Origin of the sequence: Pseudomonas sp. Irchel 3F6 (assembly GCF_900187595.1) — a bacterium.
GTDB classification, from domain to species: domain Bacteria; phylum Pseudomonadota; class Gammaproteobacteria; order Pseudomonadales; family Pseudomonadaceae; genus Aquipseudomonas; species Aquipseudomonas siliginis.
Window position 1 is genome coordinate 191,620 of sequence record NZ_FYDP01000008.1, and the last position, 24,733, is coordinate 216,352.

Annotated in this window: 18 protein-coding genes; 3 read left to right on the plus strand and 15 right to left on the minus strand. The window is 61.0% G+C overall.

Annotated elements, in window-relative coordinates:
• Positions 1–123: 123 nt before the first annotated feature.
• Genes CKW30_RS23590 through CKW30_RS23615 form a run of 6 tightly spaced genes read right to left on the minus strand, consistent with a single transcriptional unit; the run spans position 124 to position 6,076 of the window.
• Positions 124–1,866 carry an ABC transporter substrate-binding protein gene (locus tag CKW30_RS23590; protein ID WP_016775286.1) on the minus strand — a complete coding sequence of 581 codons (1,743 nt, stop codon included), beginning with the start codon at positions 1,864–1,866 and terminating at the stop codon, positions 124–126.
• Positions 1,867–1,913: 47 nt separating this feature from the next.
• Positions 1,914–2,186 (minus strand): DUF2160 domain-containing protein, encoded by a 273-nt coding sequence (locus CKW30_RS23595; RefSeq protein ID WP_038861868.1) that lies wholly within the window; start codon positions 2,184–2,186, stop codon positions 1,914–1,916.
• A gap of 10 nt (positions 2,187–2,196) precedes the next feature.
• Positions 2,197–2,997, minus strand: coding sequence for a carbohydrate ABC transporter permease (locus CKW30_RS23600; protein ID WP_073471306.1), 801 nt, complete (start codon positions 2,995–2,997; stop codon positions 2,197–2,199).
• A gap of 9 nt (positions 2,998–3,006) precedes the next feature.
• The gene (locus CKW30_RS23605; RefSeq protein ID WP_007912484.1) at positions 3,007–3,873 is read right to left on the minus strand and encodes a carbohydrate ABC transporter permease; all 867 of its coding nucleotides are present in this window, start codon (positions 3,871–3,873) and stop codon (positions 3,007–3,009) included.
• On the minus strand, positions 3,870–4,982 hold the full coding sequence (locus CKW30_RS23610) for an ABC transporter ATP-binding protein (protein WP_016775290.1): 1,113 nt from the start codon (positions 4,980–4,982) through the stop codon (positions 3,870–3,872). Before CKW30_RS23610 ends, CKW30_RS23605 begins: the two co-directional genes overlap by 4 nt.
• Positions 4,982–6,076 carry an ABC transporter ATP-binding protein gene (locus tag CKW30_RS23615; protein ID WP_016775291.1) on the minus strand — a complete coding sequence of 365 codons (1,095 nt, stop codon included), beginning with the start codon at positions 6,074–6,076 and terminating at the stop codon, positions 4,982–4,984. Before CKW30_RS23615 ends, CKW30_RS23610 begins: the two co-directional genes overlap by 1 nt.
• A gap of 382 nt (positions 6,077–6,458) precedes the next feature.
• On the opposite strand from CKW30_RS23615, the gene CKW30_RS23620 reads away from it, so the two are divergent.
• Entirely contained in the window at positions 6,459–8,297 is a 1,839-nt protein-coding gene (locus CKW30_RS23620; RefSeq protein WP_095182074.1) for a sigma-54-dependent Fis family transcriptional regulator, read from the plus strand.
• A gap of 186 nt (positions 8,298–8,483) precedes the next feature.
• Here the strand turns inward: CKW30_RS23620 and cysS are convergent, their stop codons facing one another.
• Both cysS and CKW30_RS23635 read right to left on the minus strand, forming a co-directional pair.
• Complete coding sequence (gene cysS / locus CKW30_RS23630) at positions 8,484–9,866, minus strand: cysteine--tRNA ligase (RefSeq protein ID WP_095182076.1); 1,383 nt, start codon at positions 9,864–9,866, stop codon at positions 8,484–8,486.
• An 18-nt stretch (positions 9,867–9,884) separates the two neighbouring features.
• Positions 9,885–11,582, minus strand: a complete 1,698-nt coding sequence (locus CKW30_RS23635) for a glutamine--tRNA ligase/YqeY domain fusion protein (protein ID WP_095182077.1) — start codon at positions 11,580–11,582, stop codon at positions 9,885–9,887.
• A gap of 250 nt (positions 11,583–11,832) precedes the next feature.
• Between CKW30_RS23635 and CKW30_RS23640 the strand changes: the two genes are divergently transcribed.
• Positions 11,833–12,339, plus strand: coding sequence for a peptidylprolyl isomerase (locus tag CKW30_RS23640; protein WP_076567676.1), 507 nt, complete (start codon positions 11,833–11,835; stop codon positions 12,337–12,339).
• Positions 12,336–13,082 (plus strand): UDP-2,3-diacylglucosamine diphosphatase, encoded by a 747-nt coding sequence (gene lpxH, locus CKW30_RS23645; protein ID WP_095182078.1) that lies wholly within the window; start codon positions 12,336–12,338, stop codon positions 13,080–13,082. The genes CKW30_RS23640 and lpxH overlap by 4 nt, the downstream gene beginning before the upstream one ends.
• A 179-nt stretch (positions 13,083–13,261) precedes the next feature.
• Here the strand turns inward: lpxH and CKW30_RS23650 are convergent, their stop codons facing one another.
• From CKW30_RS23650 to CKW30_RS23680, 7 genes are all read right to left on the minus strand, one after another.
• Positions 13,262–14,791, minus strand: coding sequence for a DHA2 family efflux MFS transporter permease subunit (locus tag CKW30_RS23650; RefSeq protein ID WP_024013426.1), 1,530 nt, complete (start codon positions 14,789–14,791; stop codon positions 13,262–13,264).
• A gap of 238 nt (positions 14,792–15,029) precedes the next feature.
• Positions 15,030–16,232 (minus strand): efflux RND transporter periplasmic adaptor subunit, encoded by a 1,203-nt coding sequence (locus tag CKW30_RS23655; protein ID WP_095182079.1) that lies wholly within the window; start codon positions 16,230–16,232, stop codon positions 15,030–15,032.
• 15 nt (positions 16,233–16,247) lie between these two features.
• On the minus strand, positions 16,248–17,717 hold the full coding sequence (locus CKW30_RS23660) for an efflux transporter outer membrane subunit (RefSeq protein ID WP_095182080.1): 1,470 nt from the start codon (positions 17,715–17,717) through the stop codon (positions 16,248–16,250).
• Entirely contained in the window at positions 17,707–18,189 is a 483-nt protein-coding gene (locus CKW30_RS23665; RefSeq protein ID WP_056788847.1) for a MarR family winged helix-turn-helix transcriptional regulator, read from the minus strand. Before CKW30_RS23665 ends, CKW30_RS23660 begins: the two co-directional genes overlap by 11 nt.
• A 251-nt stretch (positions 18,190–18,440) precedes the next feature.
• Positions 18,441–22,115, minus strand: a complete 3,675-nt coding sequence (locus CKW30_RS23670; RefSeq protein WP_095182081.1) for a translocation/assembly module TamB domain-containing protein — start codon at positions 22,113–22,115, stop codon at positions 18,441–18,443.
• The gene (locus CKW30_RS23675) at positions 22,112–23,839 is read right to left on the minus strand and encodes an autotransporter assembly complex family protein (RefSeq protein ID WP_095182082.1); all 1,728 of its coding nucleotides are present in this window, start codon (positions 23,837–23,839) and stop codon (positions 22,112–22,114) included. The genes CKW30_RS23670 and CKW30_RS23675 overlap by 4 nt, the downstream gene beginning before the upstream one ends.
• Positions 23,840–23,905: 66 nt before the next feature.
• Entirely contained in the window at positions 23,906–24,556 is a 651-nt protein-coding gene (locus CKW30_RS23680) for an N-acetyltransferase (RefSeq protein ID WP_041477100.1), read from the minus strand.
• Between the last annotated feature and the right edge of the window lie 177 nt (positions 24,557–24,733).

Consider the following 24,733-nt stretch of genomic DNA (forward strand, 5'->3'; position numbering starts at 1 on the left):
TTCGCGGTGTGCGAAATGCGCGCACCACGAAACACAAGGGAGCCAGACCGCTGTCGATTCAAATAAATGGGGAGAAAAGCAAACGGCACCTTCCGGTGCCGTTCGCTTCTTACATTTCCGACATCACTTGCGCGCATCCGCCCAGGACTTCAGCAGTTCGCTATAGCTCACCGTTTCACCCTTCGGCTTCTCGTTAGCCAGTTTCGGCTTCGGTGCGCCCGGTTGATCGAACCAGTATTGCGCATCGCGTTCCGGGTTCATCTTCGGCGCGCAAGTGGCCTGGGCCTTGGAGCGTTCGAGGCGTTCCATGATGCGGTCCTGATCCTTGGCCAGGCCATCGAGCGCTTGTTGTGGGGTCTTCTCGCCGCTGGCGGCTTCGGCGATATGGCTCCACCACAGTTGCGCCAGACGCGGGTAGTCCGGCACGTTGGTGCCAGTCGGCGACCATTGCACGCGGGCCGGGCTGCGATAGAACTCGACCAGACCACCGAGTTTCGGCGCCAGATCGGTCATCGCCTGCGAGTTGATGTCCGACTCGCGAATAGGTGTCAGACCGACGATGGTTTTCTTCAGCGAAACAGTTTTCGAGGTCACGAACTGCGCGTACAGCCACGCCGCGAGTTTCTGTTTCTCAGGCGTGGATTTCATGAATGTCCACGACCCCACATCCTGATAGCCGAGCTTCATACCCTCTTCCCAATACGGGCCTTTAGGCGACGGCGCCATGCGCCATTTCGGCGTGCCGTCGGCGTTGACCACCGGCAGGCCGGGTTTGGTCATGTCGGCAGTGAACGCGGTGTACCAGAAAATCTGCTGGGCGATGTTGCCCTGCGAGGGCACCGGGCCGGACTCGGAGAAGGTCATGCCGGCCGCTTCCGGTGGCGCGTATTTCTTCAGCCAGTCGACGTATTTGGTGGTGGCAAACACGGCCGCCGGGCCGTTGGTGTCGCCGCCACGGGTCACGCTGGAGCCGACCGGGTGGCAGTCCTCGACGCGGATCCCCCACTCGTCCACCGGCAAGCCGTTCGGCAGTCCCTTGTCGCCGCCACCGGCCATGGAGAACCAGGCATCGGTGAAACGCCAGCCCAGCGACGGGTCTTTCTTGCCGTAGTCCATGTGGCCGTAGACGCGTTTGCCGTCGATTTCCTTGACGTCTTCGCTGAAGAATTTGGCGATGTCTTCATAGGCCGACCAGTTCACCGGCACGCCTAATTCGTAGCCGTACTTTTCCTTGAACTTGGCTTTCAGATCGGCGCGCTCGAACCAGTCGGCGCGGAACCAGTACAGGTTGGCGAACTGCTGGTCGGGCAGTTGATAGATTTTGCCGTCCGGCGCGGTGGTGAAGGAGATGCCGATGAAGTCCTTGATGTCGAGGGTCGGCGAAGTGAAGTTTTTGCCCTCGTTGGCCATCAGGTCGGTGATCGATTCGGTCTTGCCGTAGCGAAAGTGCGTGCCGATGAGGTCGGAGTCGTTGACCCAGCCGTCATAGATGTTCTTGTCCGACTGCATCACCGTCTGCATTTTCTCGACCACGTCGCCTTCCTGCAGCAGGTCGTGGGTGAGTTTGATCCCGGTGATTTCGCTGAAGGCCTTGGCCAGCACCTTGGACTCGTATTCGTGGGTGGTCAGGGTTTCGGAAACGACCTTGATGTCCATGCCACGAAACGGCTCGGCGGCCTTGATGAACCACTTCAATTCTTCAAGCTGCTGTTCGGCCGTCAGGGTCGAGGGCTTGAACTCGCTGCCGATCCATTTTTTCGCAGCATCTTCGTAGGCGTCGGCCCAGGCAGATGCGCTCAAACCGCTGAGTGCCAGCATGGCTGCCAATGAAATGCTATGTCGCAGCTTATTGTTTTTATCGAACATAGAGACCTCCTGTTTAAGTTGTGGAGCCGCGTTGCCGAACGATTCGACTAGCCCCAACGCATCACAGCCAACAGCCACACCAGGGACAACGCGGACGCCACCCAGATGCTCCAGTCGGTGACGCCGATTACCAGCAAATGCAGGTAGGCGCTGCCGAGAAGACCGATAAACAAGCGATCGCCACGGGTGGTGGCAATCGGCAGAAACCCGCGCCGCAGAATGCTCGGCGAGCGCAATTCCCAGGTGGTCATGCCCACCAGAATCAGACCGATGCCGATGAAGAACGCGGCGGTCGGTGTCGTCCAGCTCATCCATTCCATCATCAACTCCTCAGACTCGACCGAGGGCAAAGCCCTTGGCCACGTGGTTGCGCACAAACCAGATCACCAGCATGCCCGGCAGGATGGTCAACACCCCCGCCGCTGCCAGCACGCCCCAATCGATCCCCGATGCCGACACCGTGCGCGTCATCACTGCCGCAATCGGCTTGGCGTTAACCGAGGTCAGCGTGCGCGCCAGCAACAGTTCGACCCAGGAAAACATGAAGCAGAAAAACGCCGTGACGCCGATACCGGAGCCGATCAACGGGATGAAAATCTTCACGAAGAACTTAGGGAAACTGTAGCCGTCGATGTAGGCCGTTTCGTCGATCTCCTTGGGCACGCCGGACATGAAACCTTCGAGAATCCACACCGCCAGCGGCACGTTGAACAAGCAGTGCGCCAAGGCCACGGCGATGTGCGTGTCGAACAGGCCGATCGACGAATACAACTGAAAGAACGGCAGCAAAAACACCGCCGGCGGCGCCATGCGATTGGTCAGCAGCCAGAAGAACAGGTGTTTGTCGCCGAGGAAACGATAGCGTGAAAACGCATAGGCCGCCGGTAACGCCACGCTCAGGGAAATCACCGTGTTGAGGCTGACGTAGTACAGCGAGTTGAGATAGCCGGTGTACCAGCTCGGATCGGTGAAGATCACCTTGTAGTTCGCCAGCGTGAATTCCTGTGGGAAAAGCGTCAGGCCGCCGAGGATTTCGGTGTTGCTCTTGAACGACATGTTCAGCAGCCAGTAGATCGGCACCAGCAGGAACAGGATGTAGACCAGCAACGGAATAAGCTTTTTCTTGCTCATGGCCGGGCCTCAGCGGTTGGCGTCGGAGTGCGTCATGGCGGTATAGAACAGCCACGACACCAACAGGATGATCAGGAAGTACACCAGCGAAAACGCCGCTGCCGGACCTAGGTCGAATTGCCCTACAGCCATCTGCGTCAACGTCTGACTCAAAAAGGTCGTGGCATTGCCCGGCCCGCCGCCGGTGAGCACGAACGGCTCGGTGTAGATCATGAAACTGTCCATGAAGCGCAGCATCACCGCGATCAGCAGCACGCTCTTCAGCTTGGGCAACTGAATGTGGCGGAACACCGCCCAGGCCGAGGCGCGGTCGATCCGCGCCGCCTGGTAATAGACGTCGGGAATCGCCCGCAGGCCGGAGAAACACAACAGCGCGACCAGCGAAGTCCAGTGCCAGACGTCCATCACCAGCACCGTCACCCAGGCGTCCATGGTGTTGGCCGCGTAGTTGTAGCTGATGCCCATCGCGTTGAGGCTGGAACCGAGCAGCCCGATGTCGGCGCGGCCGAAGATCTGCCAGATGGTGCCGACCACGTTCCACGGAATCAGCAGCGGTATCGCCAGAATGATCAGCACCACCGAGGACCAGCGACCCTTGGTCGGCATGGTCAACGCGACGGCGATACCCAGCGGGATTTCAATCAGCAGCACGCAGGCGGAATAGATGAACTGGCGCAGCAGCGAGTCGTGCAGACGCGGATCGAGCAGCACTTGCTTGTACCAGTCGGCACCGACGAAATAGCGGCTGGACTGGTCGAAGATGTCCTGCACCGAATAGTTGACCACGGTCATCATCGGGATCACCGCACTGAATGCCACCAGCAGGAACACCGGCAACACCAGCCACCAGGCCTTGTTGTTCTGCACTTTGTTCATGGCTGCGCCTCCTCGTCGCTGACTTCCAGGAGAAATTCGTCGGCATAGACCATCAGCCATTGCGCCGGGAAACTGATGTAAGCCGTGCCCTGCGGCACCGGTTTGTCTTCGGCCAGACGCACCTTCAACGGCGCGCCGTCGAGGTTGAGAGTCATGATCTTGTAGGTGCCGAGGTCTTCGACGTGTACGACTTTTGCCTGCATCGCGTCGTCAAACGGCTCGTCCCACACGTGAATGAACTCGGGGCGGATGCCGACCTTGAGATTTTTCCACTGGCCGTGCTCGATATGGCGCTGCAAGGCGTCGGACAACGGCAGGTGCGTCGAGGCGAAACCGACGCCCCCGGGCTGCGGCTGCACCTCGATCAGATTCATCCCCGGGCTGCCGATGAAATAGCCGACAAAGGTGTGGCTCGGCCGCTCGAACAATTCCCGTGGCGTACCGAACTGGACGATCTGGCCGCCGTACATCACTGCGATCTTGTCGGCGAACGTCGAGGCTTCAAGTTGGTCGTGGGTGACGTAGACCATGGTGATGTTGAACTGCTCGTGGATCTGCTTGAGCTTGCGCCGCAGCTTCCACTTCAGGTGCGGGTCGATCACCGTCAGCGGCTCATCGAAGAGGATTGCCGAGACGTCATCGCGCACCAGTCCACGACCCATGGAGACTTTCTGCTTTTCGTCGGCGGTGAGATTGCGCGCCTTCTTGCTCAGCAGATTCTGCAGGTCGAGCACCTCGGCAATTTCCTGCACCTTGCTGTGCACTTTCGCCTCGGCCATGCCCTGGTTTCGCAGCGGGAAAGCGAGGTTGTCGAACACGGTCATGGTGTCGTAGACCACCGGAAACTGGAAAACCTGGGCGATGTTGCGCTTCTCCGGCGTGAGGTCGTTGACCGCTTTGCCGTCAAACAACACGTGGCCCTGGGACGGGCTGAGCAGGCCGGAAATGATGTTGAGCAAGGTCGACTTGCCGCAACCGGACGGGCCGAGCAAGGCGTAGGCGCCGCCCTGCTCCCAGACGTGATCCATCTCGCGGATCGCATAATCCTCCGCGCCGCTCGGGGTTTTGCTGTAGCTGTGGGCGAGGTGCTGCAAACGGATTTCGGCCATCAGGCAACCCTCGCGACACGCCGGCCCGGTGCTTGCACCAGACGGCCCTGCGCATCGAAAACGAACAGTTTGTGGGTCGGGATATAGATGCGGATCGGCGCATCGACGTCGTATTCATGAACACCCGGCAAGTGCAGCACCAGCAGGAAATGCTCGTTGCGCACATGCAGGAAGGTTTCCGAACCGCTGATTTCGGCGACCTCGACGGTCACGGCCAACTCGAGATCGTCATCGTTGCTCGGCACCAGCGAGATATGACTCGGGCGTACGCCGAAGCGGAACTCACCCTCGCCCACCGGGCGCAGATCGACGTTCAACGGGAAGTGCACAAAATTGGCGAAGCTGACTTCGTTGCCGGCAATGCGTCCCGGCATGAGGTTGATCGGCGGTTCGGAGAACAATTCAGCGGCGAGCACCGACTGCGGCTGGTGATAGACCTCGGTCGACGGGCCGCTCTGAATCACCCGGCCTTCGTGCAGGATGGTCGTGGTGCCGCCAAGGGCCAGCGCTTCGTTAGGCTCGGTGGTGGCGTAGATGGCGATGGTGTGGCGCGCCTTGAACAGCTCGCGCATTTCCTGACGCAGCTCTTCGCGCAGCTTGTAGTCGAGGTTGACCAACGGCTCGTCGAAGAGGATCAGTTCAGCATCCTTGACCAGCGCGCGGGCCATGGCCGTGCGCTGTTGCTGCCCACCGGAGAGCTCCAGCGGATAGCGCTGCAAGAACTTCTCGATGCGCAGCATGCGTGCGGTTTCCTGCACCTTGCTGTGGATGATCTCTTTCGAAATACCGGCCTGACGCAGTGGCGAGGCGATGTTCTCGAACACCGTCATGGTCGGGTAATTGATGAACTGCTGATAGACCATCGACACGTTGCGCAGCCGCACCGGGCGCTGGGTGACGTCGACACCGTTCATCAGCACGCGGCCGCTGTCGGGCTTGTCGAGGCCGGCCATCAGGCGCATGAGGCTGGTCTTGCCGGACAGGGTGCGCCCGAGCAGTACGTTGAAGGATCCGGGTTCGAATTTCAGGCACGCATCGTCGATCCAGATCTGGCCCTCGACGGTACGGCTGACGTGCTCCAGGGTGAGTGACATGGCTCGGCCTTTTTTATTTTTGGAGTCAAGCGACCGGAGCAACAGAGCGACATTCGTGCCAGAAATGGCAAGTGGTTGATTTGCCGTGAAAATCGTTGATTACGCGAGGAAATGGCGTTCACAGCTGAACACTTTTGAACAGTCGGGGTGATTGACAATGAACAATAGTGAACAACACTCTATGCACGCTTTTGCCCAATCCTGAATGCAAAATGGATCCCTGTGGGAGCGAGCCTGCTCGCGAAAGCGGTGTGTCATTCAATGAATCCATTGACTGAACCGACGCTTTCGCGAGCAGGCTCGCTCCCACATGGGGATTTGTGTAGTTTTGAAGATCGGGCTCATAACAATAATAAAATCGCTGCACTCAGAGGCTCGCCCCATGGCCGCACCTGCTTCGCCGCTGTCCCACGACGCGATCGTCCAGACCTCCTGGCAACGTTGCCGCGCGTTCGGCCTCGACCACCAGAGCGCCCCGGCCTTCGATCAATTGCCCGCCGCCGGCATTGCGCGGCTGCTCGACAGCCATCATTCGCTGGTGCAGACCACGCATCAGGAAGTCCTGCCCTACTACGAAAACATTCTAAGCAATTCCAACTGCCTGATCATGCTCGCCGACAATCAGGGCCAGGTGCTGACCTCATGGGGCACACAGCGCTTTATCGAACCAAATCTGGCCCGGGGCTTTCAGGCTGGGGCGAGCTGGATGGAGCGCAGCAGCGGCACCAACGCGATCGGCACCGCACTGGCCTGTGAGCAGGCTGTGCACATCGAACACGATGAACACTTCCTCAAGGCCAACCGCTTCATGACCGGCTCCGCCGCGCCGATTTTCGACGCCGAGCGCAAGGTCATCGCCGTGCTCGATGTCTCCAGCGACAGCTACCTGCCGCCCTCGCACACCCTCGGCATGGTCAAGATGATGAGCCAGACCGTGGAGAACCGGCTGATCCTCAACCTGTTCCATGGCCAGCATTTTCAACTGACATTCAACACCGGGTTGAACAACCTCGACAGCCAGTGGGCCGGGTTGCTGATCTTCGATGAAAGCGGTCAAGTGCTGTCGGCCAATCGCCGCGCCGACAATTTGCTCGGTGTGCGTTTGTCGCGCGTCAGCGTTGAAAGCCTGTTCAAGGTGTCGCTGCTGGAGTTGATCAATCAGCCCGAGGGTCTGCCGTTTGCCCTGCAGACCTCCGGACGCAACCGTTTCCAGTGTTTGCTGAAACGGCCGAAACAGGCACCGGTGCAGGCGCGGGTGTTTGTCGCCGAGGACAAGCCTGCGTCAGCCAGTGCGATCAGTCTCAATACGCTGCATTTCGGCGACAGCCGCGTGGAAAAGGCCGTGCGCCAGGCCGAGCGCTTGCTGGAAAAAGACATTCCGTTGTTGATCCACGGTGAAACCGGCGTCGGCAAGGAAGTGTTCGTCAAAGCCCTGCACCAAGCCAGCTCCCGGCAAAAACAGGCATTCATCGCGGTGAACTGTGCAGCGATCCCCGCTGAACTGGTCGAGTCCGAGTTGTTCGGTTACGAGAAAGGCGCGTTCACCGGGGCCAACCAGAAAGGCAGCATCGGCCTGATCCGCAAGGCCGACAAAGGCACGCTGTTTCTCGATGAGATCGGTGACATGCCGCTGCCGACCCAGGCGCGTTTGTTGCGAGTGTTGCAAGAGCGTTGCGTGCAGCCGGTGGGCAGCAGCGAGTTGTTCCCGGTTGATCTGCGGATCATTTCCGCGACCAACCGTTCGTTGCGCGAGCAGGTGCAACTGGGCCGATTCCGCGAAGACTTGTACTACCGCATCGGCGGCCTGACCCTGGAGCTGCCACCGTTACGCGAACGCAGTGACAAGCAGGCGCTGTTCAAACGGCTGTGGGAGCAACATCGCGAGCCGACGCAATGGGCGGGGCTGAGCCCGGAGGTGTTGGAGCTGTTTGAAAAGCATCCGTGGCCGGGGAATTTGCGTCAGGTCAGCAGCGTGATGCAGGTGGCGCTGGCCATGGCCGAGGAACAACCAGTGCGGCCTGAGCATTTGCCGGATGATTTTTTTGTCGATCTGGAGATGGAGCCGGTGGAAACAGCGGCGCCGCTGGGGCTGGATTTGAATGATGTTGAGGCGTTGAATCGCGAGTTGAAGGCGGCCGGGGGAAATATTTCGCATCTGGCGCGGCGGTTGGGGGTTAGCCGGAATACGCTTTACAAGCGGTTGCGGCAGATTGGCAATTAAAAGCCAGATCAAAAGATCGCAGCCTTCGGCAGCTCCTACAGGGATCGCGTTTCCATCGATCGTTCCCACGCTCCGCGTGGGAATGCAGCCCGGGACGCTCCGCGTCCCTACAGAGCCGAACGCGGAGCGTCCGTTGAGGCATTCCCACGCAGAGCGTGGGAACGATCATGGTAGGGGCTTTGGGCCTCAGTCAGCCAGACGCCAGGTAGTCCCACCCTTGCCGTCTTCCAGCACGACACCCATCGCCGTAAGCTGATCACGGATACGATCGGACTCAGCCCAATCCTTACTCGCCCGAGCCGCCAGACGCGCCGCAATCAGCGCATCAACCTCAGCCGCATCGACACGCCCTTCAGCGCCCGCCTGCAGGAAGTCATCGGCCTCAAGTTGCAACACACCCAGCACACTCGCCAGTTCTTTCAGACGTGCCGCCAGCCCCGCCGCTGCATCAAGATCGCTCTCGCGCAGACGGTTGATCTCGCGCACCATCTCGAACAGCACAGCGCACGCTTCAGGGGTGCCGAAGTCGTCGTTCATCACCGTGGTGAAACGCTCGACGAACGCCTCGCCACCGGCCGGCGCCACGCTCGGCAGGCCTTTCAGCGCATGGTAGAAACGCTCCAGTGCGCCCTTGGCGTCCTTGAGGTTGTCTTCCGAATAGTTGATCGCGCTGCGGTAGTGGCTCGAGACCAACAGGTAACGCACCACTTCCGGGTGGTACTTGTCGAGCACGTCGCGGATGGTGAAGAAGTTGTTCAAGGACTTGGACATCTTCTCGCCATTGATGCGAATCATGCCGCAATGCATCCACGCGTTGGCGTAGGTCTTGCCGGTGGCCGCTTCGCTCTGGGCGATTTCGTTTTCGTGGTGCGGGAACTCCAGGTCGCTGCCGCCGCCATGAATATCGAAAGTCTCACCGAGGCAGCAGGTCGACATCACCGAGCACTCGATGTGCCAGCCCGGACGCCCGGCGCCCCATGGCGATTCCCAGCTCGGCTCGCCCGGCTTGGCGGCTTTCCACAAAACGAAATCGAGCGGGTCTTGTTTCGACTCGTCGACCTCGATGCGTGCACCGATGCGCAAATCTTCGATCTTCTTGCGCGACAGCTTGCCGTAGCCCATGAACTTGGCGACGCGGTAGTACACGTCGCCATTGCCCGGCGCGTAGGCGTAGCCCTTGTCGATCAGGGTCTGGATCATCGCGTGCATGCCGGCGATGTGATCGGTGGCGCGCGGTTCCATGTCCGGCTTCTGGATGTTCAGGCGCGCTTCGTCTTCGTGCATCGCGGCGATCATGCGCTCGGTCAGCGCTTCGAACGATTCACCGTTCTCGCGCGCACGATTGATGATCTTGTCGTCGATGTCGGTGATGTTGCGCACGTAGGTCAGGTCATAACCGCTGAAGCGCAGCCAGCGCGTCACCAGGTCGAACGCAACCATGCTGCGGCCGTGGCCGAGGTGGCAGTAGTCGTACACGGTCATCCCGCAGACGTACATGCGCACCTTGTTGCCATCCAGCGGCTTGAAGACTTCTTTGCTCTTGGTGAGCGTGTTGTAGATCGTTAGCACGTTAGTTCCTTGACTCACTCACTGGCCCCACGAATCACGCAGGGTCACGGTACGGTTGAATACCGGCTGACCGGGTTTCGAGTCCTTCAGATCCGCGACGAAATAGCCTTCGCGCTCGAACTGGAAACGGTCTTCCGGCTGTGCGTTGCCGAGCGATGGCTCGGCGCGACAACCGGTCAGCACTTGCAGCGAGTCAGGGTTGATGTTGTCGAGGAAGCTGGCGCTGTCTTCGGCCTTCTCCGGGTTCGGCGAACGGAACAGGCGATCGTACAGACGCACTTCGCACTCGACGCTGGCGGCGGCCGGCACCCAGTGGATCACGCCTTTGACCTTACGCCCTTCCGGGTTCTTGCCGAGGGTGTCCGGGTCGTACGAGCAGCGCAGTTCGACGATATTGCCGTCGGCGTCCTTGATCGCTTCGTCGGCGCGGATCACGTAGCTGCCGCGCAGACGCACTTCACCGGCCGGTTCCAGGCGCTTGTAGCCCTTCGGCGGCTCTTCCATGAAGTCTTCACGGTCGATGTAGATTTCCCGAGCGAATGGCAACGCGCGCACGCCCATGTCTTCTTTCGGATGGCGTGGCAGTTCGAGGTTTTCGACCTGGCCTTCCGGGTAGTTGGTGATGACCACTTTCAGCGGACGCAGCACGCACATGGCGCGCGGTGCGCTGTGGTCGAGGTCGTCACGGATGCTGAATTCGAGCATGCCGAAATCGACCACGCCGTCGGACCGGTTGGTGCCGATCATTTCGCAGAAGTTGCGGATCGATTTCGGCGTGTAGCCACGGCGGCGGAAGCCCGACAGCGTGGACATGCGCGGATCGTCCCAGCCGTTGACGTGCTTCTCGTCAACCAGTTGCTTGAGCTTGCGCTTGCTGGTAATCGTGTAGTTCAGGTTCAGGCGGCTGAACTCGTACTGGCGCGGGTTCGCCGGCACCGGCAGGTTCTCCAGGAACCACTCGTACAGTGGACGATGGCTTTCGAACTCGAGGGTGCAGATCGAATGGGTGATGCCTTCGATGGCGTCCGACTGCCCATGGGTGAAGTCGTAGTTCGGGTAGATGCACCACTTGTCACCGGTCTGGTGGTGATGCGCGTGGCGGATGCGATACATGATCGGGTCGCGCAGGTTCATGTTCGGCGAGGCCATGTCGATCTTCGCCCGCAGCACGCGCGCGCCGTCAGGGAAGTCACCGGCCTTCATGCGCGCGAACAGGTCGAGGTTTTCCTCAACCGAACGGTCACGGAACGGGCTGTTCTTGCCCGGCTCGGTCAGGCTGCCACGATATTCCTTGGCCTGTTCCGGGGTCAGGTCGTCGACGTAGGCCTTGCCGGCCTTGATCAGCTCGACGGCCCAGTCGTGCAACTGGTCGAAATACTGCGAGGCGTAGCGCACTTCACCGGACCATTCGAAGCCCAGCCATTTGACGTCGCTTTCGATGGCGTCGATGTATTCCTGATCTTCCTTGGCCGGGTTGGTGTCGTCGAAACGCAGGTGCGTGACGCCGCCGAACTCCTGGGCCAGGCCGAAGTTGACGCAGATCGACTTGGCGTGGCCGATGTGCAGGTAGCCGTTGGGCTCCGGCGGAAAGCGAGTCACGATCTGGGTGTGCTTGCCCGAGTCCAGGTCTGCCTGGATGATCGGCCGCAGGAAGTTGACCGGCACGGCAGGGCCGGACTTGGCATTCGAGGTAGGGTCGACAGTGGGCTTGCTCATAGGATCCTTGACGTACAGGTGCGCGGCCGCAAAGAGGGGCCAGACAAAACAAAGCCGCTATCATAGCCGATGCTGTCAAGGGCCTGACAGAGCAGCCCCGATAAAGGCATGCATTTAATCGCCGGGAAATGAAAAACCGCCTCGAAATTCGCGCCTGTCACGCTAAACTGCGCACCTTGGCCGAAGCAGGCTGAACCGGTTGTGGGGCTCAATGTCCCAGAACCACGAATTCCTCAGAAGAGTAGCGATCATGACTCAAGTCAAACTGACCACCAACCATGGCGACATCGTCATCGAACTGAACGCTGAAAAGGCGCCGATCACCGTTGCCAACTTCATCGAGTACGTCAACGCCGGTCACTACACCAACACCGTATTCCACCGCGTCATCGGTAACTTCATGATCCAGGGCGGCGGTTTCGAGCCTGGCATGAAAGAAAAGAAAGACAAGCGCCCAAGCATCCAGAACGAAGCGGACAACGGTCTCTCCAACGACAAATACACCGTCGCCATGGCCCGCACCATGGAGCCGCATTCGGCTTCGGCGCAGTTCTTCATCAACGTCGCCGACAACACCTTCCTCAACCACAGCGGCAAGAACGTGCAGGGCTGGGGCTACGCGGTATTCGGTAAAGTCACCGCCGGCACCGACGTTGTCGACAAGATCAAAGGCGTGTCGACCACTTCCAAGGCCGGCCACCAGGACGTACCCGCAGACGACGTGATCATCGAGAAAGCCGAGATCATCGCAGCGTGATATTGCTGATTTCAGACTTGCATCTGGAAGAGGAGCGCCCGGACATTACCCGGGCGTTTCTGGATTTGCTCGCCGGACGCGCCCGCTCGGCGAGTGCGTTGTACATCCTCGGCGACTTCTTCGAGGCGTGGATTGGCGACGACGCCATGACGCCCTTTCAGCGCTCCATCTGCCAGGCCCTGCGCGATTTGAGCGACAGCGGCACGGCCATATTCCTGATGCACGGCAATCGCGACTTCATGCTCGGCAAGGCCTTCTGCAAACAGGCCGGCTGCACCTTGCTGAAGGACCCGAGTGTCGTGCAGTTCTACGGCGAGCCGGTGCTGCTGATGCACGGCGACAGCCTGTGTACCCGCGACGTTGGCTATATGAAGCTGCGGCGTTATCTGCGTAACCCGATCACCCTGTTCATCCTCCGTCACCTGCCGCTGAGCAGCCGCCACAAACTGGCGCGCAAGCTTCGCAGCGAAAGCCGCGCACAGACGCGGATGAAGGCCAATGACATCGTCGATGTCACTCCGGAAGAGATTCCGCGAGTGATGCAGGAGTTCGGCGTGAAAACCCTGATCCACGGCCATACCCATCGCCCGGCAATTCACAAGTTGCAGCTTGGTGAACAAGCGGCGAAGCGGATTGTGCTGGGGGATTGGGATCGTCAGGGTTGGGCGTTGCAGGTGGATGAGAGCGGGTATGCCTTGGCGCCATTCGATTTCGCCCCGCCGCTGGCATTGCCGCACGGCTGAAGAGCTTTACCCCCTCACCCCAGCCCTCTCCCCCATGGGGGCGAGGGGGAAAGGGAGCTGATCGCATGCAGTTCAAAACCTGAGTTCGACTCGGTATCGCAAGTCGATGTACCTCGAACATGCACCGCGGTCAGTCCCCTCTCCCTCCGGGAGAGGGTTAGGGTGAGGGGCTCTTGATTCTAGTGCCCCGAAGCTGCCGGCCCGGCCTTCGCGGCAAACGGCGGCTTCGCCAGCCACACGATCAGAATCAACCCCATGAACCCCCAGCCCAGCAACGTGAAGTAATCCACGGTCGAAAGCATGTACGCCTGGCTGGTGAGGATCTGATCCATCTGCGCATACGCCGACTGGCTCGCTCCACCCAACTGATTCAAGGTCTCGCGGGTGGCAGGCTCAAACGTGCTGATGCTTTCGCTCATATACGCATGATGCTGATCGGCCCGGCGAATCCAGATCCAGGTGGTCAACGACGCCGCAAAGCTGCCGCCCAGTGTCCGCAGGAAAGTCGCCAGGCCTGCGCCATCAGCGATCTGGCTCGGCGGCAAGTCCGACATCAGAATACTCAGGGTCGGCATGAAGAACAGCGCCACACCGATACCCATGAATAACTGCACCAGAGCGATGTGCTGGAAGTCGACCTCGTTGGTGAACTCGGCGCGCATGAAACAGCTCAGGCCAATCGCCAGAAACGCAATGCCGGCGAGCAGACGCAGGTCGAACTTGTGCGCGTATTTGCCGACAAATGGCGACAGCAACACCGGCAGAATCCCGATCGGCGCCACGGCAAGTCCCGCCCAGGTCGCGGTGTAACCCATTTGTGTTTGCAGCCACTGCGGCAGGATCAGGTTGATGCCGAAGAACCCGGCGTAACCCAAGACCAGCACCAGCGTACCGATGCGGAAGTTGCGATGGGCGAACAGGCGCAGGTTGACCACCGGATGGCGGTCGGTCATTTCCCAGATCACGAACACCGCCAGGGCGACCACGGAAATCGCCGCGCCGACGATGATGAAGTTCGATTCGAACCAGTCCAGGTCATTGCCCTTGTCGAGGATCACCTGCAACGCGCCGACGCCAATGATCAGCGTGATCAGACCGACGTAATCCATCGGCTGGCGACTGGTCACCACCGGCCGTTTCGCCAGTTGCGAACGCACCACCATCACCGCAAAGATGCCGATCGGTACGTTGATGAAGAAGATCCACGGCCAGCTGTAACTGTCGGTGATCCAGCCGCCGAGAATCGGCCCGGCAATCGGCGCGACCACCGTGACCATCGCCAGCAATGCCAGGGCCATCCCGCGTTTCGCCGGCGGATACACCGCGATCAACAGGGTCTGCGTCATCGGGTACAGCGGCCCGGCCACCAGGCCTTGCAGCACACGAAAGCCGATCAGCTCAGGCATCGAAGTGGAGATACCGCAGAGAAACGACGCCAGCACAAACAGCATCGTCGCCCACAGAAACAGCTTCACCTCACCGAAGCGGCGGCTGAGCCAACCGGTCAGCGGCAGCGCAATGGCATTGCTCACGGCAAACGAAGTGATGACCCAGGTGCCCTGCTCCGAACTCACCCCGAGGTTGCCGGAAATCGTCGGCAGCGCCACGTTGGCGATGGTCGTGTCGAGCACTTGCATGAACGTCGCCAGCGACAGGCCGATGGTGCTGAGCAACAGGCTGGGCGGCGTGAAAGAAGCGTTATTGCTCATTGTGAATCCTATGAAACCTGATGGTCGCTGCGGTCTGATGAACACAGCAGGCCCTGTGGTAACAGGCCCTTGTGGCGAGGGGATTTATCCCCGCTGGGTCGCGAAGCGGCCCCTCTTTTGGCTCAGGAAAAACGGGCCTGCTGCGCAGTCCGGCGGGGATAAATCCCCTCGCCACAGATAAATCCCCTCACCACAGATAACCGCTCACCACAGAGCCTGCTTCTGATCCGGTGTGCTCTCAGCGCTGTGCGGTCTTGCCTGCTGCTGCGCTGTTGTCGTGAATCAACTGGGCAATCATCGCGTCCGCTTCGGCCAGTTGGCGGTCATACACATTGGTGCTGAACGAGGCCTTTTGCGGCGGTTGCTGGGCCAGCACCGGGCCGCTCTGGTCGTGCAGATTGACCTCGACATTGGTCGACAGACCGACACGCAGCGGGTGCTTGGCCAGCTCTTCGGCGTTGATGTGGATACGCACCGGCACACGCTGAACAATCTTGATCCAGTTACCGGTGGCGTTCTGTGCCGGCAGCAGAGCAAACGCGCTACCCGTACCGGCACCGAGGCTGTCGACGGTGCCGCTGTATTTCACGTCGCTGCCATAAATATCGGCCTCGATATCGACAGGCTGGCCGATGCGCATGTCGCGCAGTTGGGTTTCCTTGAAGTTGGCGTCGATCCACAGCTGATCCAGCGGAATCACCGCCATCAGCGCGGTGCCCGGCTGTACGCGTTGACCCAGTTGCACGGTGCGCTTGGCGACGTAACCGGTGACCGGCGCAATCAAGGTGCTGCGCGCATTGGTCAGATAGGCCTGACGCAGATCGGCAGCCGCCGACATCACGTCCGGATGCGACGAGACCACGGTGTCGTCGACCAGTGCGCTGGTGGTTTTCAGTTGCTGTTTGGCGTTGGCCAGAGCGTTCTGCGCCGAGGTCAGGTCGTCGCGGGCGTGGGACAGTTCTTCCTGGGAAATCGCCCCGCCCTGAGCCAGATTTTTGCGGCGGTTGTAGTTGTCCTGGGCTTTCTGCACTTCGGCCTGCTGCGCGTTGACCTGGGCTTTCATGCCGTCGACGTTGCTGTACAAGCCGCGCACCTGACGCACGGTGCGCGCCAGTTTGGCCTTGGCACTTTGCAGGCCGACTTCGGCATCGTTGGGGTCGAAGTTGACCAGCACCTGGCCTTCATGGACCAGATCACCGTCGTCGGCGCCGATGCTGACCACGGTGCCGGTGACCAGCGGCGTGATCTCCACGACGTTGCCATTGACGTAGGCATCGTCGGTGCTTTCGTTAAAGCGCCCGATGAACTCGTGATAGGCCCAGACGCCGGCAATGGCGAGCAGGACGACCACGGCGAGGGCCAGCAGCATCATCTTGCGTTTGCGCGGGTTGCCGGTGTCCGGGGTGTTGTCTTGAGCTTGGGTGTTTTCGGCAGTGGCCATGACAAATACCTTGAATTAATGGTGCGACGAGGCGGGGCTGGCGTTGGCTGCGTTCAGGTTTTCACCCTGAAAGCCGCCGCCCAGCGCTTGCATCAGTTGAATCGACAGGTCGATCTGCTCGGCATTGAGGGTCGCCAGCTGACGCTGGGCCTGGAGCAATTGCTGCTCGATGCTGAGCACGTCCAGGTAGTTGCCGATACCGGAACCGTAACGCGGGACGACGGTGTTGTAAGAATCCTGAGCAATGTCGGTGGCATGTTGCTGCGCGCCGATCTGCCGGCCGATATCGCGCAACTGATTGATCGTATCGCCGACATCGCCAAGGGCTTTCACCAGGCTTTTGTTGTACTGCGCCACCGCCAGATCGTAATCGGCGTCGCGGGCATCAAGGTTGGCGCGCAGGCGTCCGCCATCGAAAATCGGCAGCGACACGGTCGGCGCGATGTTGAAGAAGCGGCTGGCCGAACCGAACATCGCATCACCCAGCAACGACTCGGCGCCGGCCGAGGCCGACAGGTTGAGGTTGGGATAGAAGCGGGTTTTCGCCGCATCGATGTCTTTGCTCGCCGCCTCGACACGCCAGCGCGCCGCGACCAGATCCGGGCGGCGGCCGAGCAGTTCCGCCGGCAGCACCGACGGCACCGCCACGGCGCTGGCTTGCAGGACTTTCGGTCGAGCGATTTCGTTGCCACGATCCGGGCCTTTACCGAGCAATACCGCCAAGGCGATTTTCGCGCTGTTCAGGCGTTTTTCCGCGTCGATCAGGCTGGCCTGAGAACTGGCTTCCAGACTCTGGGTTTGCTGGAACTGGTACTGGCTATCGATCCCCGAACTCAAGCGGCGCTGACTGAGGTCGAGCATTTGCCGGGTGCGCTTGAGGTCTTCGCTGGCAAGGTCGTGAACGATGTGCGCCTGACCGAGATCGCTGTAAGCACGAGCGACGTCAGCGGCGAGGGTCAGCTGCGCGGCCTGACGGTCGACTTCAGCAGCGCGAGCCTCGCCGAGTGCGGCTTCCCAGGCATCGCGCTGGCCGCCCCACAAATCGAAGTTGTAATTGAAGCCGGCGCTGACATTGCGCACCGTCGCGTAAGCCCCGCCCTGCCCGCGCGGATCCTGATCACGAGCCAGCCGCGAACGGCTGATGCCGGCGCTGGCGTCGAGGGTCGGATAGCGCTCGGCATCGGCGGCATAGGCGGCGGCACTGGCCTGATGGGCGCGGGCTGCGGCGATCTGCATGTCAGGGCTGTCATGCAGGGCTTCGCGGATCAGGCCGTCGAGCTGCGGATCACCGAGGCTGCTCCACCAATCGCTTTTCGGCCACGCCGCCGGCGACAGGCTGACGCCGTCGAGAGACTGCGCGGTCTTCAGGCTCTTCGCGTCGAGGCGTTGGCCTTCAGTGTCGAGGCCGCTGTAATTGGCGCAACCGGCGAGGACCATCGCCGACAGCAACAGCGTCAGGCTGCTGCGCATGACTTTAGCGTTCATTGTGTTCACCCAAACGCTGGACGGTGATCGGGTCACCGGCGGCCAGCAGGATTTTCTTCAGGATGTATTCCAGGGTTTTCAACTCTTCGCGGGAGATCGCGCCGGCCAGCTCATTCATCGCATCGGCACCGATGTGCGGCAGGCGATCAGCCAGTTGCTGGCCCTGCTCGGTCAGTTTCAACTGCACCTGACGCCGGTCGCCTTCGCTGCGCTGACGAAGCAGAAAAGCCTTCTGCTCGAGGCGATCGAGCATGCGCGTCATCGACCCGCTGTCCAGCGACAGATGGCGGCACAGCTCGGCCGGGGTGTCGACGCCGAACTGGGCCATGATGATCAACACCTTGAACTGCGCGGCGGTGATGCCGTGGGGTTCCATGTGGGTGTCGATGATCCGGTCCTTGAGCAACGCGGCACGACCGAGCAACAGGCCGAGGTGGCAATGTTTGAATTCTTCCGGAGTGAAATGCTTCATGGGTCGACCTGATAACTGCCTAGGCAGTGAATGTATGTCGAGATGTTACTGCTTAGGCAGCGAATGTCAACGCAATAGTTAGGGGGCTTTGTAATTAATCACTGACCGGCCACGCGGGATCGTTCCCACGCTCCGCGTGGGAATGCAGTCGGGGACGCTCTGCGTCCGTTTTTTTTGAGAGCCGGGACGCAGAGCGTCCCTTGAGGCATTCCCACGCAGAGCGTGGGAACGATCATTGGAGAGAACGCGCTCTAGAAATCCCGCTTGTAGAAAATATCCAGCGAACTCGCCACGCCGCTCGCCGCTTCGACGTAGACCTTCTTGCTCAGCTTGTAGCGCAAGGCGATGGTGCTGGCCGGTTCGAAGACGCCGACGCCGTAGCGCAGGCTGAGTTTTTCGGAGATGTTGCCGCTGGCGACGACGCTGGTGTCGCTGCCGCTGCCTTGGGTGTCGAGTTGGAAGTCCTCAATGCCCAGATCCTTGGCCAGACCACTGGTGACCCCGGCGCTGCCCATCAGGCCCAGGCCCAGCGCGGCTTGCGCGAGCATATTGTTGTCTTCGCCGCTGGTGCTCAGCGGACGGCCCAGCACCAGGTACGACAGCGCCTGTTCCTGACTCATCGCCGGTTCGGAGAAGATCTGCGTGGTCGGCTGTTCGGCGCTGCCGCTCAGGCGAATGCCGGCGATGACGTCGTCGGTCTGGCGGATCGCTTCGATGTCCAGATACGGCTGGTCGATGGGACCGGCGAACAACAGACGCGCGCGACGCACGGTCAGGCGCTGGCCATAGGCGCGATAGCGGCCGTCGTTGAGCCAGAGTTCGCCACGGGTGTCCATGTTGTCGCCGATGTGCACCTGACCTTGCAGATTGGCGGTCAGGCCGAAACCGGCAAAGCTCAGCTTGTCCTGGCCGACGATCACGTCGATGTCCATTTTCATCGCGATCGGTGGTTTGCCCTCTTCGGTCTGCGCGCCAACGATGATCGTGTCGTCGGAGACTTTTACCGTCGATGGCGGCAGCTCGCGCACGGTGATTTCGCCTTTCGGCACCAGCACCTTGCCGGCAACTTTCAGCTCATCGCCGGCCATGGAAATCTTCAGATCCGGGGCCATTTCCAGTTTGGCGTAGGGCTCGACGCTGACCGGCAATTGCGTGCCCTTGAGCGCCAGATCGACCACCAGCGCCTGCCCCCAAGCGACGTTGCCGTTGAGGCTGCCCTTGCCAGTCTTGCCGCTGTTCCAGCCTCCGTCCAGGCGCATCGACTCGCCGGCGATCGCCGCAGTCAGTTGCAGATTCTGCAGCTCCATCGGCAGTTCGGCGCCGGACACTTCGCCATCGCTGAGCTGCACGGTGCCGTTGACCAGCGGTGCGAGCAAACCACCGGAGATCGTGCCACTGCCGTTGAGGCGGCCGGTGAGTTTCTCGACCATCGGTACAAACGGCCGCGCCACCGACAGGTCGAGGCCAGAGAGGCGGAACGAGCCGCTCAGCGGTTTGTTCTTCGGCAGCGGATTGAGCTGCGCCTGGACCATCAATTCGCCGAGTTTGCCGCCGACAAAATTGAGCTCGGTGTCGACGCGCTTGGGCGTGAGCTTGCTGCTGAGTTTGAGGGTCTGGTAGGGGAAATCCAGCCAGCGATCCTTGTCGCGCACGCGCAGGGTGCCGCCGCTGGCGTCGACACTGACCACGCCGTTCGGGCCGCTGGCGGGCAGGTCCAGTTGCAGATCGGCGTTGAGCCGGCCCTGCCAGGCGAAGTCTTTGGGCAGCCATTGCGCAAGGCTTTCGATCGGGAATTGCTTGAGGTGATAACGCAGCTTAGGCTCGGGCATCAGGCGCTGATCTTCGCCACACAGGCTGGCATTGCCGGACAGCCAGCAATGCGCGCCGAAATTGATCTGGCCGTCCGCCAAGCGCTCCAGTCTGGCCGGGCTTTGCAGCTTCCAGTCCTGGCCACCGGCCTGAATGTCGCCACTGGCCAAGCGTCCGCGCCAGTTGCCCTTGTCGAGATTGCCGTCCAGACCCAGCGCCAGTTTCAGCTTCGGTCCGATCAGGTCGAGGTTGAGTTTCTGGCTTTTGATATCGCCCTGAGCACTGGCGGTCAGGGTGCCCAGCGAGGTGTCGCCGGTCTGAATGCCGCTGCCTTTGAGATTGATCTTCGCTCGTTGCGCGCTGTCGAGCGTGGCGTCGAGGTTGAGGCTTTGCAGGCGATTGTCCTGGAAGGCCAGTTGCGAACCTTGCAGATCAAGCTTGCCCTGTGGCGCCTTCAGCGTACCGGCGACGTTGATCTGGCCGTTGACCTGCCCGCGCAGTTGCGGCCAGAGCTGGGCCAGACGCGGCAGCTTGATGTCGATCTGCCCGCCGAGTTTGTCCTGCAGGCTGCCCTTGCCGTTGATGCTGTTGTCGCCGAGGCGGATCTGCAGAGCGTTGAGGTTCCAGCGCTCGCCCGCGCCGTCAGCCTTGGCCTGCAGGACCGCCGGCTGACCGCGCAATTTGCCTTTGAGATCGAGGTCGGCGCTGAGGCTGAGCTGATCATTCTTCATCTCGCCTTTGCTCTGCAAAGGCCCGGCCAGGGTGCCCGGCAGTTCGGCGACCCAGTACGCCGGGTTGAGCGCCGACAGGTCCAGCGCGGTATCCCAGGCGATGCCGTCGGCGAAGCGCACATTCACGTGCCCTTCGGCCTTGCCCTGCCCGGCCTGCATGACCAGTTGCGGCAAAGCGATCTGTTCCAGACTGCCGCTGAACGGACTGCTCAAGGTGAACGCCCCCGCCGGGCCATCCAGCGCGGCGTCGAAATTACCGAGGTACTGGCCGTCGGTGTAGGACACTTCGCCGGTGAAGGTGCGCAACGTCACTTGCAGCTCGTCGATTTCCGGATAGAGCCGGTGCCACGGGAAGTCTTGCCAGTTGATATTGGCCTGAGCGCTGAGGCCTTTGCTCCAGTCGACATTGCCGGTGAGCTTGAGGCTTTGCTTGTCGTTGGCATTAAGGTCGAGCCCGGCGATCTGCGCGCCGTTGGCGTCAACCTTGCCCTTGAGCAGCAGCGCCACCGGTGATTTCTCGGCGGGCAACGATGCGTTGCCGAGCAGTTGGTAACCGTTTTTCAGGTCGCCTTCGCCCGTGAGCACAAGCTGATTGAATTGCAGGGTGTCCGGCAGATCGGCGCTGGGCTTGAACGCATCGCTGGTGATGCGCAGCTTGGCCGGGAGGTTTTCCGCCAGCGCTTGCAGCTCGCCGTTCAACTGGCCGTCGAGGTAGCCGCGGCTGTCGGCGTGCAGGTTGAGGGTTTTCAGCAGATCACCTTCAACTTTCAGCGCCAGCGTCCACGGCTCGCTGCCGGGAGACGGCAAAGTCAAATCGCCCTGAATCGTCAGCGGCCAGTTGCCGCTCGGTTGCAGCAGGCCGGACAGGTTCAGGCTGAGCTCGTCGCGCTGCAATTTCACGCTGTCGATCTGCAGGCCTTGTGCGGTCCAGTGCGCCGCCAGTTGCAAGCCCTTGAGCTGTTCGCTGCCGTTGAACAACAGGCTGCCGACCTCGACGTCGCCCAATTCGATGGCCAACGGCAATTGCAGGTCCGGCAGTTTGATCGGGCCGCTCTCGGTGGTTTCTTCGCTCGGCGGGAATTGCAGGATCACCTGATCGGCCTTGAGCTGATCGATGCACAAGGTCATGCGCGTCAGGCACAGCGGCGACCAGGCGAAGATTGCCTTGTTCAGCTCGACGCGGCTGGTGTCCTGCTGCCACACCAGGTGATCGGCACTCCACTGCCCAGCGAGGCGACCGTGGAAATTCTCCACGCTCAAGCCGGGCACCAGGCCCAACGCCCACCGACTGCCAGCCTGCGTGCCAAGTAGCGCGGCCAGGCTCAAGACAATCAACACGACCAGCGCCAACAGCGTCAGCGCCGTTATTTTCACACCACGCTTCACAGCTCAGGCCCCATGGAAAAGTGCAGCCGGATGCCGCCGTCGTCGTCCAGCGCATGGGCCAGGTCAAGGCGGATCGGCCCGACCGGCGAGACCCAGCGCACACCTACACCGACCCCGGTCTTGAGGTCGGGCAGTTCGAGTTTGTTGAAAGAGTTGCCTTGGTCGACGAAGGTCGCGACCCGCCATTTCTCGGCGATCGAATACTGATACTCGACGCTGCCGGCAATCATGTAGCGGCCACCGATGCGGTCGCCGTCAGAGTTTTTCGGCGACAGGCTCTGATAGTCGTAACCGCGCACACTCTGATCGCCACCGGCAAAAAAGCGCAGCGATGGCGGAATCGAGTTGTAGCCGTTGGTGGCGCTGCCGCCGACCTGCACGCGGCCGAGCAGGCGGTGCCTGTCGAACACCGTGGTCAGGCCCTTGACCAGCGCGGTGCCGTATAAAAGGTTGTTGTCCGAACCGAGGCCTTCCTTGGCCACTTTGCTTTCGAAGCTCAGGCGATAGCCGTTACGCGGGTCGATGCGGTTGTCGCTTTTCAGGTAGGAATAACTGATGCCGGGCATGAGCAACGTGCTCAGGCCGGAGTCGTCGCCGAGTTCGTATTCTTCACGTTGCCATTTCAGCGAGATCACCCGCTGCCAGCCGCTGGGCAACTTGCTGTGCCATTCCGGGCCGAACGTCAGCAGCTTGCTGAGGGTGTCGGAGCCTTCGATGTCTTCGAACTGATAGCCGCCGGCCCAGCGCAGTTTGTCGGTCAATGGCGGGTCGAGCGGGATGTCGTAGAACAGCCCGACGTTCTGCCGGGGCGCCGAGAGCTCGGCCTCCCAGCCATAGCTGTCGCCCTGCGGGTTGACCCAGTGGCGCGTCCAGTTGGCCTTGATCCGTGGCCCGACGTCGGTCGAATAACCGAGGCCCAGGCCCATGGTGCGCGGCTTGCGCGTGTCGAGTTTGACGGCGACCGGAATCACATCGTTCTGCGCTGCCGTCGGTGCCGCGTCGACGCGCACGCCTTCGAAATAGCCGCTCGATTGCAGATCGCGATTGAGTTCGGCGATCAGTTCCGAATCGTAAGGCTCGCCTGCCTTGAACGGCACCATGCGTTGCAGCAGGTCTTCGTCGAACGGCGTGTCGCCCTCGAAACTGACTTTGCCCAGCGCATAGCGCGGGCCGCTGTCGTAGATCAATTCGATGTCGGCCACGCCCGCGCGGGGATCGACCATGAGTTTCTGGCTGGTGAAATGACCGCTGAAGTAACCGAAGCGCGAGGCCTGATTCTGGATCACGCGCTTGGCGTCTTCGTAACGGCCATGGTTGAGCACGGCGCCGGACTTGAGCAGGTCGCTTTTCGGCACGCGAAAGGATTTCAGCGAGGCCGCCGGGCCGTCGACGCGCACGGTGACGTTGCGCAGGCGAATCGGCTCGCCGGGATCGATGTTCAACACCAGACGCGGTTTTTCTCCGCCCTTGATGTCACTGTCGATCTGCGGCTGGTAGTAGCCCAGCGCCTGCGCCGCTTTGCGCGCCTGCTCTTCGGCGCCGCGACTGAAACGCAGCAAGGCTTCTTCGTCGCGATCGCCGAGGCTGCCGATATAGCCTTCTATATTGGCCTTGAGTTCATCGTTGGACGGCTTGATCCGTACATCCAATTCACTTTGCGCCAGCGCCGCGCAGCTGGATAACAGCATCAGCACGCCGCTGGTAAATCTTCGTGGAAACTTCATAGGCGCGGATGCTATCACGGGCTCGGGAGCCTGATAGAACAGGTAATTTGTGAAGAAGTTCGATCATTATCCCGTTGCTGTTTGTAACACCTGCGGATTGGCGTGGAAAAATACGTGTTCGCGCACCGGCCCGACGGCAACCTCGCCGATCTCCTGATAACCCTGCCTTTTATAGAATTCCAGGTAGCGGGGGTTGCCGGTGTCGAGCACCACCCCTTGCGAGGTTTCATCGACCGCGCACCAGTTGTGCACCGCAGTGAGCAACTGTTCGCCGTAGTGTTTGCCTTGAAACTGCGGGTGAACGCCGAGCAACGGCAGCATGTGCACCGAGTCACCCGGCACGCATGCAGCAACGGCATCGTGGTATTCCAGATAACGCCGGGTGCAGCGAAAACCGGTGCTGAGTACCATGCGCAAGCGCCATGCCCAGCTTTCGGTAACGCCCAGGCGCCGTTGCGGCGGTGCGATCAGGGCGATGCCGATCAAGCGATCGTTGACCAACAGGCCGATCGCCGGCAGGTCCTGAAGAAAATGCTGTTTGACCAGCTCGCGCACCGTGGCGCGTACGCGTTGTTCATAGCCGGGACGTTCGGCTTCGAACAGGTAGCCGAAGGTCGGCTCGTGGCGATAGGCCTGATACAGCAACGAGCGGGCTTCGCGCGAATAGCCGCGGTCGAGCATATGGATGTCGGCAACGGCGGTCTGGGTTTCAGGCATTGCAGTGATTCTCCCCGGGGGCGCGCTCGGAGGCTGGCGCGCTTGTTGGTACGAACCTTGGGCGGATGTGGTGGTTCCCCTGACAGGTTAGACCAGCCTCGGATCTTCATCGACTGGGGCGGGCCTCATCGCTGGCAAGCCAGCTCCCACAGTGTCTGCGTCGTTCACAACATTTAC

Excerpts from the sequence above, each read along its gene's own strand:
- CKW30_RS23595 (WP_038861868.1), bottom strand. The coding sequence starts at position 2,186 with ATGGAATGGATGAGCTGGACGACACCGACCGCCGCGTTCTTCATCGGC.
- CKW30_RS23610 (WP_016775290.1), bottom strand. The coding sequence starts at position 4,982 with ATGGCCGAAATCCGTTTGCAGCACCTCGCCCACAGCTACAGCAAAACC.
- CKW30_RS23640 (WP_076567676.1), top strand. The coding sequence starts at position 11,833 with ATGACTCAAGTCAAACTGACCACCAACCATGGCGACATCGTCATCGAA.
- CKW30_RS23675 (WP_095182082.1), bottom strand. The coding sequence starts at position 23,839 with ATGAAGTTTCCACGAAGATTTACCAGCGGCGTGCTGATGCTGTTATCC.
- CKW30_RS23635 (WP_095182077.1), bottom strand. The coding sequence starts at position 11,582 with ATGAGCAAGCCCACTGTCGACCCTACCTCGAATGCCAAGTCCGGCCCT.
- CKW30_RS23600 (WP_073471306.1), bottom strand. The coding sequence starts at position 2,997 with ATGAGCAAGAAAAAGCTTATTCCGTTGCTGGTCTACATCCTGTTCCTG.
- CKW30_RS23665 (WP_056788847.1), bottom strand. The coding sequence starts at position 18,189 with ATGAAGCATTTCACTCCGGAAGAATTCAAACATTGCCACCTCGGCCTG.
- CKW30_RS23655 (WP_095182079.1), bottom strand. The coding sequence starts at position 16,232 with ATGGCCACTGCCGAAAACACCCAAGCTCAAGACAACACCCCGGACACC.
- CKW30_RS23660 (WP_095182080.1), bottom strand. The coding sequence starts at position 17,717 with ATGAACGCTAAAGTCATGCGCAGCAGCCTGACGCTGTTGCTGTCGGCG.
- CKW30_RS23605 (WP_007912484.1), bottom strand. The coding sequence starts at position 3,873 with ATGAACAAAGTGCAGAACAACAAGGCCTGGTGGCTGGTGTTGCCGGTG.
- CKW30_RS23615 (WP_016775291.1), bottom strand. The coding sequence starts at position 6,076 with ATGTCACTCACCCTGGAGCACGTCAGCCGTACCGTCGAGGGCCAGATC.
- CKW30_RS23620 (WP_095182074.1), top strand. The coding sequence starts at position 6,459 with ATGGCCGCACCTGCTTCGCCGCTGTCCCACGACGCGATCGTCCAGACC.
- CKW30_RS23680 (WP_041477100.1), bottom strand. The coding sequence starts at position 24,556 with ATGCCTGAAACCCAGACCGCCGTTGCCGACATCCATATGCTCGACCGC.
- CKW30_RS23590 (WP_016775286.1), bottom strand. The coding sequence starts at position 1,866 with ATGTTCGATAAAAACAATAAGCTGCGACATAGCATTTCATTGGCAGCC.
- CKW30_RS23650 (WP_024013426.1), bottom strand. The coding sequence starts at position 14,791 with ATGAGCAATAACGCTTCTTTCACGCCGCCCAGCCTGTTGCTCAGCACC.